A 12328-nucleotide genomic window follows, 5' to 3' on the forward strand; every position below is an offset into this window, starting at 1 on the left:
ACGCAGGCGCCGACCCGGCGCGGCTCGGCGCCCCGTTTCGGTCAGGCGGCCGCCGTGGCGCTCTTTCCGGACGTGCGCACCAGGTCGGTGAAGAGCTCCTCCCACATCATGTGGACGTGCTCGGGGGCGTAGCTCTGCGCGGTCTTGAGCGCCTCGGCGCCCATGGTGTCGCGGAGTTCCCGGTCGTCCATCATCTTCGAGATGGCCTCGGCCAGCGCGTCGACGTTCTTGGGCGGGATCAGCATCCCGTCCTTGCCGTCGGTGATGACGTCGGCGGGGCCGGTGGGGCAGTCGAAGCTGATGACCGGCAGGGCGTGGGTCATCGCCTCGATGACGACCATCGGCAGCCCCTCGAAGCGGGAGCTGAGGATGTAGAAGGAGGACTTGGTGAGCTCGTCCTCCATTTCGTCGGTGTGGCCCATCAGGAAGACGTGGTTGTAGAGGTGGTGCTTCTCGATGAGCGCCCGGAGCTCCTTCTTCTTCTTGCCGGTCCCGAAGATGCGCAACTGCCAGTCGGGGTGGCGCTCGACGACCTTCTTGAAGGCCGGGATCAGCATGTCGAAGCCCTTCTGCGGGGCCAGCCGGCCCGCGGCGAGGGCGATCTTGTTGGTGTGGTCGGACTGCTCCTGCTCCATCGAGTGCACCGCGTTGGGGATTCGCACGAGGCGGGTTCCCGGCAGCAGCTTCTCGTAGTCCTCGCGGTCGCGGTTGGTGAGCACGGCGACCGCGTCGAAGCGCGGGTAGTAGTGGGCGATCGCCCGCTGCACGTCCTTGCGGTGGGTACCCAGGTTCATGTGCTCCTGGGCGACGCGGATCAGCCGCGAGTCGGCGTAGCGCGCGGCGAGGATGTTCAGCGCAGGGCGGGTCGTCACGAGGATGCCGTCGGTGACGCTCTTGAGATAGCGGATGACCTCGCGCTCGACATGGCGGTTGAACGCCTCGTAGCCGAACTCCCCGGGCGGGACGATCCGGCCGCCGCGCTGGCGCAGCCGCTCCCGCCGGGCGGCGCGGTAGCGCGCGACAAGGCCGGGCGCGGGCGCGTCCGCCTTGGGCTCGCGCACGTCGACGATGGAGCTGAGCCGCACCCGCTCGTCGAGATCGAAGTTGGGCTTGTCCTTGTGCTGGACGGTGCTGATGATCTCGACGTCGTGCCCCAGCCCGGCCATGGTGGTGGCCTGGGTGAACACGGTGCGGATGGTGCCGCCTGTGCCGTAGGCGTTCAGCAGCAGGTAGCGGATCCTCATGGCGATTCCTTGCCGGGTGAGCCGGACGTGCCGGGCGTGCAGTCGATCGAAAGGTCTTCGTGGACGGTGTAGACGGGCCGCACCGTCATCCGCACGCCGTCGTCCTCGGCTTCCTGGGCGGGGAAGACCATGATCTTCCTCTTGTTGCGGATGTCGTCCAGCCGGCGCCCCAACCGCAGCCGGCCGTCGGCGCCCTGGTCGAGGCGGTCATCGCGGACCACGTAGAGGTCCCACTTCAGTCCGTCGTCGCCGACCGGCGAGGGATCGGGGCCGCGGGGGACGAAGTCCTCCAGCGGCACCGAGACCTCGAAACGGCTGCCTTCGACCTTGAGTTCGTGCTGCATCCGGATGTCGGTGCCGCGCACCTCGGACACCAGGTGCCAGCGGCCGGGGTCGGAGTCGGAGTCGGTGCCGCCGTGGAAGTCGCCCACGATCCGGACGCGGCCGTCGCGCGGCCAGATCTCGGCGACCTCCGCGCGGAGTTCGGGGGGTTGCGCGTTCACGTCGCGGCCACCCCTTCGCGCTCTCCGGAGCCGGCGGCACCGGTGTCCTCGTCGTCGAGGTAGCCCCACTTGCGGCAGATGCTGCGCAGCGCCTCGGGGACCTCGTCGGCCGTGGGAAGGTCGCGGCCCGGCTGCACGCTGCCGGAGCGGATCTTGTCCTTCCAGTCGCCCAGGCCCTTGGTGAAGTCGCCCTTGGTGGTGTCGCCGTACTCCAGCATCCGCGGCTCGAACTCCAGGCCCAGGTAGTCGCAGATGCGCTGCAGCTCGCCGGCGGGGTCGGCCGTCAGCTCCTCGTAGTACACGGTGTGGGTGTCGGTGAGGCCCTCGCGCGCCCGCTGCGTGGCGTTCATGTAGCGCAGCGCGTCCTTTGCCGCCTCGTCGGCGTCGCGCTTCTCGGGGTCGGCCTCGTGCCAGGACTTGGCGATGGAGACCGGGTGGCGCAGCAGGCAGATGAAGCGGGCGTCGGGCCAGCAGGCGGCGAGGCGGTCCCAGACGAAGGCGTTGCTCGGTGTCTTCTCGACCACGAAGTCCTTGCCGGAGCGCGTGAGCTCGCGGTGCAGCACGCGGTCCCAGAGCAGGTGCTCGATGTCGCCGCGCTCCAGGCCGCAGGCCTCCATCGCGCGCTCGGAGAGCTTGGTGCGGAAGTGCACTTCCAGGCGGCGGATGTGCAGCTCGTGCGGCGCGTGCAGCTGCGAGTGGGCGTTGAGCAGCAGGCGGAGCAGGGTCGATCCAGAGCGCACCGGCGAGATGACGAAGACCGGGCGGTCCAGCAGGCGGTCCAGCTCCGGATTCTCCGGAGGGCGGAAGGGGACCTTCTCCTTCGGCGGCTTCTTGGCGCTCGCCGAGGCGGGGGCCGGCTCGGCCTTGGCGGCAGCGGACGCCTGCTTCTTCTTCGGGGCCCGGCGCAGCTCGACGCCCACGGTCGCACGGAGCGCCGAGTTCATCTTGCGTGGAAGATCCATGCTCATGGAACTTATGGCTCTTTTCGACTGGGAGCAAAGGGAACGGACTCAGTTGGTTGGCGCCGCGACCGACCGGCCACCGGGGTTTCGCCCCTGGTCAGGAGCGCTCCTGACGAATGGCGCTCAGCGGCGGCCACCGCGCGGCCATGCCACACACGCGAAGGCCCCGCACGCAGCCACACCCGGAAACCTCGACGGGCGAAGCCGTGGAGGCTGAGCACCGACGACCGCGGTAGGCGGGCCGGCGCCCGCCTCGGTCGTGGTGGCCGCCGGCCGGAATCCGCCGGGCCGTGAAGCCGACGACGCGGACAGTGCCACAATAACCGCCCCCGGACGGCCGATCGAGCACCTCGGCCTGCCGATGCCGCGGCGGAACGGGCCGCGGCCCCCTCGAGGATGGACCGTTCCCTGTCAGGGCCACATAAACGGTGCTGGTAGGCACGCTGCAGCACTGACGGTGACATAGGCCGCTTCTCTGCACAGAGGAAACCGCACCCGGAACCGGCCAGGATGACATCCACAAGACGGTTGCAACGTCCGCTGCCCCGAGCGTGCGGTGTGCTGCCGGTCTCCGGTGGGCGCGGCGGGTCCCGGGTGGGGTGGGGCTGCGGGGGTCTAGCATTGGCGACGTGGGGGGACAGCAGACGCGCGGGTCCGATCCGGCCGCGGAGGTCTACCGCGAGGCCGCGGCGCTGGGGGCGGCCGCCTACGCCATCCTGCTGCAGATCGCCCACCCGCGCGTGGGCCGGGGGGTGCGCGACCACAGCGACTTCGCGCAGCGGCCTGTCGACCGGCTGCGCGGCACGCTGGTGTTCGTCTACGGGCTGGTCTTCGGCACCCGTGAGGAGGCCGAGCGGGTCGCGGGCGTCGTGCGCAAGGCCCACACCCACGTCGCGGGCCCCGGCTACAGCGCGCAGGACCCCGATCTGCAGGTGTGGGTGGCGGCCACGCTCTACGCCTGCAACATGCACGTCCACGAACTGGTTTTCGGCCCGATGGCCCCTGAGGACAAGGATGCGGTCTACGAGACCGCGTCGGTGTTCGCCACCTCCCTGGGCTGCCCCCGCGAGCGCTGGCCGGCCACCCGCGCCGAATTCGAGCGGTACTGGGCCGGCATGGTCGCCTCCATCGAGGTCGACGACACCGCGCGCGCGATCACCGCGGACCTGTTCCACCCCGCCAACCCCGTGGTGCGGGCGCTGGTGCGGGTGCAGCGCTTCCTGGCGTCGGGACTGCTGCCCGCACACGTGCGCGACGGATTCGGCCTGCAGTGGGGCCCGGTGCAGCAGCGGCGGTTCGACCGGCTTGTCGCCGTGGTCCGCGCCGTCTATCCACGGCTGCCGCTCGCCGTACGGACACTGCCGCGCGACTTCTACCTGCGCGACATGCGCCGGCGGTTCGCGCGCACCGACGCCGGCGACTCCCGCACCGGGCGCCGAGCCCGCTTCCGCATGACGGCGAGACGGCGATGACCGGACCCGGCGCCCCGCGGGTTCTCAGTCCGCGCGGGTGGGCTTGCGCAGCCACTTCTCGTCGATGTCGACGGGCTCCGCAGCACCGATGCTCTCCAGGGCGTAGCCGTGGGGATAACCCGGGTAGGTCCGGTTGCCGCGGTCGTCGGAGAGCCGCGAGGTGCGTCGCGGCGGCATCTGCGTGAGGATTCCGGCACGCATCCGCAGCAGCGCGCGCACCATGGGGCGCACCCACCGGGGCGGGCGCGCGAAGCCGAACGCCTCCAGCATGGATTCGTCCAGCAGCGCCCGCACCCCGGCGTCGGCGGCCGGGCGCAGCGGGGCGGGGAACCAGGCGCGGAAGACGTCGAGCGTGGCTTGGCCGACGCGGGCGTTGGTGTCGGTGTAGCGGAAGTGCTCGCGCTCGTAGGCGTCTTTGAACTCGCGGAAGGAGTCGAGGTCGGCGGGGATGTCGCGGATGTTCATCCGCTTTCCCACCTCGCGGTAGTAGAGGTAGCCCGCTCGGCGCTCGGCCTCGGTCAGGTCCCGCCAGCCGTACTGGGCGATCCAGTCGATGGGCTCGAAGACGAAGGTCGACAGCACGTAGAGCATGTCGCCGTTGGAGATGTCGTAGCGGTTGTGCATCCTGTTGATGTTGCGCAGGCTCTGGCGGCCGCGCTCGGAGTCGACACCGTGCTCGGTCATCTCGTTCATCAGGATCGAGGTGTCGTCGTAGCGCTTCTGGCCGCAGCGGGAGAACTCGCCGGTGGCGTCCAGCAGGGCCGAGATGGAGGGCACGCAGTAGGTGCGGTACAGCGCCAACTCCAGGGCACGGTTGTAGTCCCAGGGGAACTCGTAGCCGACGGAGATCCGGTAGATCGTGTGGTAGTCGGTCTCGGGGTCGAGTTCGGCGATGCGGCGCAGCCAGCGGGTGCGGTCGCGGCGGAGGGCCGCGGGCGGGGCGAGCGGCAGCAGGGGCAAGGCGTGCTCCTTCGCACGATGCGGGGCGGGTGAGGGGCCGACGGCGGGCACGGGCCGCGGGCGGCGCGCGCGGCCGAAACGGCCGTCGGCTCGCAACCGACTGTAGAACGCCTACTTCCGGTTGGCGTAACGGGCACCCGGAAATGCGGTATCGCTGAGCTGCGACGCGCGTCCGGAATCGACGGGGCAGCACCCGCGAACGAATCGCCGGAAACCCTCGGAGGCCATTTCGGAGGCTCGTGACCTGGTCATTCTCTCTCCAGTAGGGTTCGTCCACGAGTACGGGCCCCGGCGGATTCCCTCCCCCGGGATGTGGCCGCCCGGATCGCCCGCAGGGCGCCGGATCGGGCCCGCCGCGCAACCGATGGGCGCCCGAAATTCGGTTCCGAACCTCCAGTCGGCAGAGACCGAAACCGATTCCCCGGATTCGGTGTGTGATAAACGAGTCGACCAGTGTGATGTAGCACGTCGGTTGGGAACTCACATTCTCCGCGTACACGCCTGGATCATGACGAATCACTTCCCTACCCTGGGACGAGCCGACCTTCGCCCCCCTCATTAGTGAGGCGCAGCATGACCATCGTTCCGGACACTCCCGGCATCCCCGACATCGTCTCCGCGGAGTTCAACGCCGACCCCTACTCCGCCTACCGGATCATGCGCAGCGAGGCACCGCTCATCTGGCACGAGCCGATGCAGAGCTACATCGTCTCGCGCTACGAGGACGTTCAGCGGGCGTTCAAGGACGAGGTGTTCACCACCGCCAACTACGACTGGCAGCTGGAGCCGGTGCACGGGCGTACGATCCTCCAGCTCAGCGGCCGCGAGCACGCGGTACGGCGGGCCCTGGTGGCGCCGGCCTTCCGCGGCGGCGAGCTGCGCGACAAGTTCCGCCCGGTGATCGAGCGCAACGCCCGCGAACTGATCGACGAGTTCCGCGAGGACGGCTCGGTCGACCTGGTGTCGCAGTTCGCCACGCACTTCCCGATCAACGTCATCGTCGACATGCTGGGCTTGGACAAGTCCGACCACGACCGGTTCCACAAGTGGTACACCAGCATCATCGCCTTCCTGGGCAACCTCACCCAGGACCCCGACGTCATGGCCGACGGCTTGCGCACGCGCGAGGAGTTCGCCGAGTACATGATCCCGATCATCCGGGAGCGCCGCGAGAACCCCGGTGACGACCTGCTGTCGGCGCTGTGCCGCGCCGAGATCGACGGCACCTCGATGAGCGACGACGACATCAAGGCGTTCTGTAGCCTGCTGCTGGCCGCCGGCGGCGAGACCACCGACAAGGCGCTCGCTGCGATGTTCGCCAACCTGCTGAGCCACCCCGACCAGCTGGAGGCGGTCCGCGAGGACCGCTCGCTCATCCCCAAGGCCTTCGCCGAGACGCTGCGCTACAGCCCGCCGGTGCACATGATCATGCGCCAGCCGTCCGAGGACGTCGTCTTCAGCGGCGGCGAGGTTCCCGCGGGCAGCACGGTGACCTGCCTGATCGGTGCGGCCAACCGCGACCCCGAGCGCTACGCCGACCCCGACTCCTTCGACATCTTCCGCGAGGAGATCGACGCCTCCACCGCCTTCACCGCGGCGGCCGGGCACCTGGCCTTCGCCCTGGGCCGGCACTTCTGCGTGGGCGCGCTGCTGGCCGAGACGGAGGTCGAGGTCGCGGCGAACATGCTGCTGGACGCGATGCCCGACGCCCGCCTGTCCGCCGACTACTCCGCAGAGGAGAAGGGCGTGTTCACCCGCGGACCGGCGGACGTGCCGGTCGAGTTCACGCCGCGCAGCGCGGTCTCCGCGGGGGTCTGACCCGTCTGAGCCGAAACGACGACGGGGGGGCCGCTGCGCGCAGCGGCCCCCCGTTTCGCGGTCGCGCGGCGCCTCCGCCGAGGGCGGTCGGTAGGCGGTGCGCGCACAGCGGATGGAACTACATCGCGCGCTCATCGATGGGAATCGCCGGGGTGAAGTGCACCGGCAGGGAGTACAGGCCGCGCATCCACACCGAGGGCCGCCACTCCAGCTTCTCCTCGGGCACGCTCAGCTCGATGTCGGGCAGCCGGTCCAGCAGCACCTCGACCGCGTTGCGCGCGATGACCTCGGCCAGCTCGGGGGCCGGGAACGGGCATCCGTGCTCGCCGTGCCCGAAGGACATGTGCGCGCGGTTGGCGCCGGAGTCCAGCTGCTCTTCGGGCTGCACCCGCGGGTCGGCGTTGGCCGCAGCCAGGCCCAGCACCAGCAGGTCGCCGCGGTTGATGCGGCGTCCGCCCAGCTCGCAGGCCTGCACCGCCCAGCGCCCGATGAAGTTCTGGGTCGGGGTGTCGCGCCACAGCACCTCGTTGAGCGCCTGGACCGCACTGCTGCGCCCGCCCTGCAGGCTCACGGAGAACCTGTCGTCGACGAACATGTGCCGCAGCGTGTTGGCGATCCAGTTGCCGGTGGGCGCCTGCGCGGCCGACATCATCACCAGCAGGTCGATGACGATTTCCTCGTCGGTGAGCCGGGCGGAGTGCTCGATCAGCCGGGTGGGCACGTCCTGGCCCGGGTGGGCGTGGGAGTCGGCGACCAGCCGCTGCATGCGCTCCTGCACCCGCTGGTGCGCCTCCGCGGCGTTGCCCTTGACGTCCAGGGAGTCGAGGATGTCGCGCACCATGGCGGGCACGTCGGCCAGCGGCAGCCCGTACAGCTCGGCGACGACACGGGCCGGGATCTGGTGGGCGTACTGCGACACCAGCTCGGCCTGGCCGTCGCCGCTGAACTCGTTGATCAGTTCGTCGGCGACCCGCTGGCAGATCAGCGCGAGCTCGGTGCGGTCGACCTCGTCCAGCGCATCGCCGAGCGCGCCCGCGCGGCGCTGGTGCTCGGTGGCCTCGGCGAACATCACCGAAGGGGTCCAGCCGACATAGGGCATCAGCGGCCAGTCGTCGGGGATGTGGTCCCACATGTTCCAGCGGCGGCAGTCGCGCGCGAACCACTGCGGATTGCTGGTGACGTAGTGCACCTCGCGATAGCCCATCACGAACCACGCCGGGATGTCGCCGTCGAGCAGGATCGGGGCGACCGGGCCGTAGCGCCACCGCATGTCGTGGTAGAGGGTGCCGGGGTCCACGGCGATGTCGGGGCCGTAGAACCGCACGGCCTGGTCGTGGTCGGGGTAGCCGGTCACGGCGGGAGCGGGCGCCGGCTGCCGATCGGACTCAGGTGAGTTGGAGACGTTGGTCACGGCGTGCCCTCCCTGGCGGGCGACGGTGCGTACAAGTCGTTGAGATGGCGGACCAGGGAGATCAGCACGGCCTTGCAGTCATCCCTGCTCCTGGCGTCGCATTCGACGAGCGGGACCCCCTCGGACAGGTCGAGCGCCTCGCGAAGCGCATCCAGGCCGGGCCCCGCCTCGAACCGGTTGATCGCCACGACGAACGGCGTGCCGTGCGCCTCCAGCCGATCGATCGCATACCAGGACTCCTCCACTCGCCGGGGGTCGACCAGCACCACGGCGCCCAGGCTGCCGGCGAACAGCTGGTCCCACAGGAACCAGAACCGCTCCTGGCCGGGCGCGCCGAACAGGTAGAGGATCTTGTCCTCGGTGATGGTGATGCGGCCGAAGTCGAAGGCCGCCGTTGTGGTGGTCTTGCTGCGCACGCGCGAGGGGTCGTCGACGCCCACGCTCGCCTCGGTCATGACCTCTTCGGTGCTCAGCGGCCGGATCTCGCTGACCGCTCCCACCATGGTCGTCTTGCCCACGCCGAATCCGCCGACAACGACGATCTTGAGTGCGTCCTGGGCGTCGGCCGACAGCGGCGCGGGCGCGGGGGAACCGGGGGATTGCACGGGGATGTCAGAGGCGTTGGAGTGCATCGAGCACCTGCTTCAGGGTCTCGGGGGCGGGGGTGTGCGCCTGCGCGTCCGCGACGGAGGAGGACGGGTGGCGGACGGTGATCCGGCCCATGTCCAGCAGGTCGCGCAGCAGGATGGTGACGACGCTCACCGGCATGCCGAGGGTGGCCGAGATCTCCACGACCGCCGTCGGCCGCTCGCACATCCGCAGGATCCGCATGTGCTCGGACTGCATGCCCGCCTTGGGTTCGCACTCGCTGACGATGAGCGTGACGCTGTCGAAGATGCCCTCGTCGGAGCGGCTGCGGCCGCCGGTGACGGTATAGAGGCGATCGGGATCCTCGCGGTCGATAGGTCGTGGATTCATGACGCCGGATCACCGCTGTACTGCGGCGTTCGCGGGTCGGCGGTGAGGTAGGAGCCGATCTGCTCGACGAGCTCGTTCATGTTGTGGCCGACGATTCCGACGTCGGTGTCCTCCTCGGCCACCACGGCCAGGTGGGCGCCCGCGCCTGCGGGGACGATGAGCAGGACGCCGCCCGCGAACTCCACCATGGCCTGGCCGGAGGTGATGCTGCCGTCGCCGAACTCCGCGGAGGCGCTCAGCGACAGGCTCTGGATTCCGGCGGCGACGGCGGCGAGCTGGTCGGCCCGGTCGCCGTCGAGCTGGGGGGTGAAGACCATCTTCAGCCCGTCCCGGGACAGCACGAGCGCGTGCCGGGCGCCCGGGGTCTTCGCGAGCAGGTTCTCAAGCAACCAATCGAGGCCGCGGTCTGCAGTGCTCATGGTGATCTGTGCCACTCCTTGTTCAAGTCATACGGGCGCTGCGGTGCCCGAGAGGAACGCTCCATGGCCGGCGGCGCCCCATCGGCGTCGCAGCGGCGCTGAAGAAAGCCGCGATCGGAGCGACCGGTTCACGGTGCCGTGCCGCCCGGCCCGGTGTCGCGCCCGCGGGTGCCGGACTGGCGGAAGGCGGCGAAGCGCGTGCCGGGGTCACGGCGCTCCTGCTGGCGCTCGGTGCGCGGCCGGTCCTGCTGGCGCTCGGCCTCGGCCAGGGTCTGACCGCGGCGCCGCTTGGGCAGCTCGTAGCCGCCGGCGCCGACGCCGCCGGTGTTCCCGGCACCGTGGTCCCCGGCCCCGGTCTTCCAGGCTCCGGTGGTGTCGGCCCCGCTGCCGTTGCCTCCGCCGGCCGCGGGGGGCGGGCCGGCGGCCACGGCCGCGGGTTGGGCGGTCGCGGGCGTGGGGGGCGGCGGAGGGGGCATGGAGAGGTCCTGCTGTGTTCGGGTGATCAGGTGCTGGGGAATGAGCACGACAGCGCCGGTGCCGCCGCGCGAAGACGGCCGGAAGTTGACGTTCAGCCCGTACTTGGCGGCGACCCGGCCCACGACGGCCAGACCCATGCGGCTTCCCGGCAGGTTGGTGAGGTCGTGCGGCTCGGAGACCAACTGGTTGGCGCGCCGGCGCTCACGGGGGCGCATGCCCAGGCCGCTGTCCTCGACAGTGACCATCACGCCGGTGTCCTCCTCCTCGACGTAGACGTGCACCTCGGTGTTGTGCGCGGAGAAGTTGGCGGCGTTGTCCATCAGCTCGGCCACGGCCTGCATCACACCTTCGGCGGCGTAGCCGACGACGGCGGCGGTGCTGGTGGTGTGGATCCGGACGCGGCGGAAGGCGTAGATGCGGCCCATGGCACCGCGCAGGATGCTCTCCATGACGATGGGCTTGGTCCAGCGGCGCCCGGAGCGGCCACCGCTGAGCAGGGCGAAGCTGTCGGCGAGCCGGCCCATCTGGGAGACCTGGTGGTCGAGTTCGAGCAGGTCGCCGAAAACGCCGTCCTGGTCGCCGTAGCGGTCCTCGAGCTCGCGCAGCTGCGCGAGCAGGTTGGTCACCTGGGCTTGGACGCGCGCGGCCGCGCCGGCGCAGGCCGCCATGGCGGCGGCGCCGCGCCGCTCCGCCTGGCCCAGGGTCTGGCCGAGCTGCACGAGCAGGGAGCGCAGGGCCTCCTGGGAGGGCTGGGCGGTTTCGGCGATGGCCGCGTCGGTGGTGGAGCCCTGGCGAATGCGGCGGCGCAGGTCGGGGATGCCGTCGTGGGCGAACTGGCGCAGTTCCTGCTCCAGCCCGGCGGTCTGGTGCTCGGCCTGGGCGACGCGCTCCTCCGCGCGTACCGCGCGCTCGCGGACGATGGCGGCGGCGCCGGAGTGGTAGGTGGCTACGGCGACCGCTCCGGCCAGCAGGACTCCCATCACGGAGCCGACCGCGGCCAGCAGCACCTGCGCTTCGGCGGGCACTGCGGCGATCACCCAGTACCAGGCCACGGCAAGTACGACGGCCGCGGCCACGAATGCGAGTACGGCTTGCAGGGTCGGTGAGTTCGGTGAGCGCTGCGACTGGTTTCTTTCGGATACACGTGCTGACATCGATCAGGTCCTCGTCGGCGGTGGGAAGCGGGACCCGGCCCGCATCGAACCCCTGATCCGTTGCACGGCAGGACGAGCAGGCCCGGGGGCAGCCTGTGCGACGGCCAGTGGGGGTGATCCGGAACTTACCGTAGCCCACACCCGACACGCAGGGTCAATCGATGGCCAAACCCACATTCGGCATCGATTCTTGCTTTTCGAACCAGACAATCTTCGCTTTAGCGACATTTACTGTCGACAATTCAGGCACGCGAGAGCCGAAGGGAGCGCGGACGCGACGAATCGAGGTCGAACCGGTGGAATGGAAAACGACAAAACGCCCATACCACGTGGCACGCGCCGCCCGCGGGAGGGGCGGCGGGCCGGGTACACGGGTATGGGGTTTCGCACCCGAGGACCGGAAGCGCGGGCGGCGGGATACCGGCGACGGCGGCTCGGGGACCGGACCGGTTCCGCCGGCGCCCGGTCGCGCACGCGGGGGCCGACGGCGTCTCCCGCTTTACACGGGCACCGCCTCGACGTGCCTGTCGGCGTTCGAGTAGAGGAACCCCCGCAAACGCCCGTCCGGGTCCTGGAAAATCCAGCCGTACATTCCCGGCTCTTCGACCGGGTCGCCGGCAGGACTCCGCCTGTCGACAGAGCTTTCTCCGCTTTCTCGTCGACCTCGTCGCGGCCGTCCGCCGAGACGGAGAAGACGACCTCGGTGGAGGAGCGGGTATCGGCGATCCCTTTCTTGGTGAAACCCCGGAAGAAGTCTTCGACCAGCAGCATCACCATTCGTCGGTGCCGACGACCATGGAGGTGGCGTTCTCGTCGGTGGAACCGGAGTCGGACGCGAAACCGAGCCCGGTGAAGAAGTCGACGGAGGTGGTGAGATCGGCTACCGGAAAGCGCACGAACGTCGTTTTCGCCATGGCGCGAAGCTGACGA

12 protein-coding genes are annotated in these 12328 nt (G+C 70.1%); 2 read left to right on the forward strand and 10 right to left on the reverse strand.

What is annotated here, in order from left to right; all coding sequences use genetic code 11:
* Nucleotides 1–41: 41 nt before the first annotated feature.
* The 3 genes from LP52_RS03670 to LP52_RS03680 are packed head-to-tail and all read right to left on the reverse strand — an operon-like array spanning nt 42 to nt 2715.
* The gene (locus LP52_RS03670) at nt 42–1244 is read right to left on the reverse strand and encodes a glycosyltransferase family 4 protein (RefSeq protein WP_040270728.1); all 1203 of its coding nucleotides are present in this window, start codon (nt 1242–1244) and stop codon (nt 42–44) included.
* Complete coding sequence (locus LP52_RS27605) at nt 1241–1747, reverse strand: hypothetical protein (protein WP_040270729.1); 507 nt, start codon at nt 1745–1747, stop codon at nt 1241–1243. Before LP52_RS27605 ends, LP52_RS03670 begins: the two co-directional genes overlap by 4 nt.
* On the reverse strand, nt 1744–2715 hold the full coding sequence (locus LP52_RS03680) for a sulfotransferase family protein (protein WP_238580716.1): 972 nt from the start codon (nt 2713–2715) through the stop codon (nt 1744–1746). The genes LP52_RS27605 and LP52_RS03680 overlap by 4 nt, the downstream gene beginning before the upstream one ends.
* 623 nt (nt 2716–3338) lie before the next feature.
* On the opposite strand from LP52_RS03680, the gene LP52_RS03685 reads away from it, so the two are divergent.
* The gene (locus LP52_RS03685) at nt 3339–4181 is read left to right on the forward strand and encodes an oxygenase MpaB family protein (RefSeq protein ID WP_052809387.1); all 843 of its coding nucleotides are present in this window, start codon (nt 3339–3341) and stop codon (nt 4179–4181) included.
* 24 nt (nt 4182–4205) lie between these two features.
* On the opposite strand, the gene LP52_RS03690 is transcribed toward LP52_RS03685, so the two are convergent.
* A complete protein-coding gene (locus LP52_RS03690) occupies nt 4206–5141 on the reverse strand; it encodes an oxygenase MpaB family protein (RefSeq protein ID WP_052809388.1) in 936 nt (311 codons plus the stop codon).
* A gap of 573 nt (nt 5142–5714) precedes the next feature.
* On the opposite strand from LP52_RS03690, the gene LP52_RS03695 reads away from it, so the two are divergent.
* Complete coding sequence (locus LP52_RS03695) at nt 5715–6959, forward strand: cytochrome P450 (protein ID WP_040270730.1); 1245 nt, start codon at nt 5715–5717, stop codon at nt 6957–6959.
* A 118-nt stretch (nt 6960–7077) separates the two neighbouring features.
* Here LP52_RS03695 and LP52_RS03700 read toward each other — a convergent pair whose 3' ends face one another.
* The 6 genes from LP52_RS03700 to LP52_RS28185 all read right to left on the reverse strand — a co-directional run bounded on the left by LP52_RS03700 (nt 7078) and on the right by LP52_RS28185 (nt 12312).
* A complete protein-coding gene (locus LP52_RS03700) occupies nt 7078–8370 on the reverse strand; it encodes a cytochrome P450 (RefSeq protein WP_040270732.1) in 1293 nt (430 codons plus the stop codon).
* Nucleotides 8367–9002: a GTP-binding protein gene (locus tag LP52_RS03705; protein WP_040270733.1), complete on the reverse strand. Its 636-nt coding sequence runs from the start codon at nt 9000–9002 to the stop codon at nt 8367–8369. Before LP52_RS03705 ends, LP52_RS03700 begins: the two co-directional genes overlap by 4 nt.
* Nucleotides 8983–9348, reverse strand: a complete 366-nt coding sequence (locus tag LP52_RS03710; protein ID WP_040270734.1) for a DUF742 domain-containing protein — start codon at nt 9346–9348, stop codon at nt 8983–8985. Before LP52_RS03710 ends, LP52_RS03705 begins: the two co-directional genes overlap by 20 nt.
* Nucleotides 9345–9767, reverse strand: coding sequence for a roadblock/LC7 domain-containing protein (locus tag LP52_RS03715; protein ID WP_040270735.1), 423 nt, complete (start codon nt 9765–9767; stop codon nt 9345–9347). Before LP52_RS03715 ends, LP52_RS03710 begins: the two co-directional genes overlap by 4 nt.
* Before the next feature lie 128 nt (nt 9768–9895).
* On the reverse strand, nt 9896–11398 hold the full coding sequence (locus LP52_RS27610; protein WP_084722845.1) for a sensor histidine kinase: 1503 nt from the start codon (nt 11396–11398) through the stop codon (nt 9896–9898).
* A 770-nt stretch (nt 11399–12168) separates the two neighbouring features.
* A complete protein-coding gene (locus tag LP52_RS28185; RefSeq protein ID WP_238580717.1) occupies nt 12169–12312 on the reverse strand; it encodes a hypothetical protein in 144 nt (47 codons plus the stop codon).
* Between the last annotated feature and the right edge of the window lie 16 nt (nt 12313–12328).

Origin of the sequence: Streptomonospora alba, from assembly GCF_000826685.1 — a bacterium.
In the GTDB taxonomy this organism is placed as follows: domain Bacteria; phylum Actinomycetota; class Actinomycetes; order Streptosporangiales; family Streptosporangiaceae; genus Streptomonospora; species Streptomonospora alba.

Excerpts from the sequence above, each read along its gene's own strand:
- LP52_RS03695 (WP_040270730.1), top strand. The coding sequence starts at position 5,715 with ATGACCATCGTTCCGGACACTCCCGGCATCCCCGACATCGTCTCCGCG.
- LP52_RS27610 (WP_084722845.1), bottom strand. The coding sequence starts at position 11,398 with ATGTCAGCACGTGTATCCGAAAGAAACCAGTCGCAGCGCTCACCGAAC.
- LP52_RS03680 (WP_238580716.1), bottom strand. The coding sequence starts at position 2,715 with ATGAGCATGGATCTTCCACGCAAGATGAACTCGGCGCTCCGTGCGACC.
- LP52_RS28185 (WP_238580717.1), bottom strand. The coding sequence starts at position 12,312 with ATGGCGAAAACGACGTTCGTGCGCTTTCCGGTAGCCGATCTCACCACC.
- LP52_RS03710 (WP_040270734.1), bottom strand. The coding sequence starts at position 9,348 with ATGAATCCACGACCTATCGACCGCGAGGATCCCGATCGCCTCTATACC.
- LP52_RS03715 (WP_040270735.1), bottom strand. The coding sequence starts at position 9,767 with ATGAGCACTGCAGACCGCGGCCTCGATTGGTTGCTTGAGAACCTGCTC.
- LP52_RS03705 (WP_040270733.1), bottom strand. The coding sequence starts at position 9,002 with ATGCACTCCAACGCCTCTGACATCCCCGTGCAATCCCCCGGTTCCCCC.
- LP52_RS03670 (WP_040270728.1), bottom strand. The coding sequence starts at position 1,244 with ATGAGGATCCGCTACCTGCTGCTGAACGCCTACGGCACAGGCGGCACC.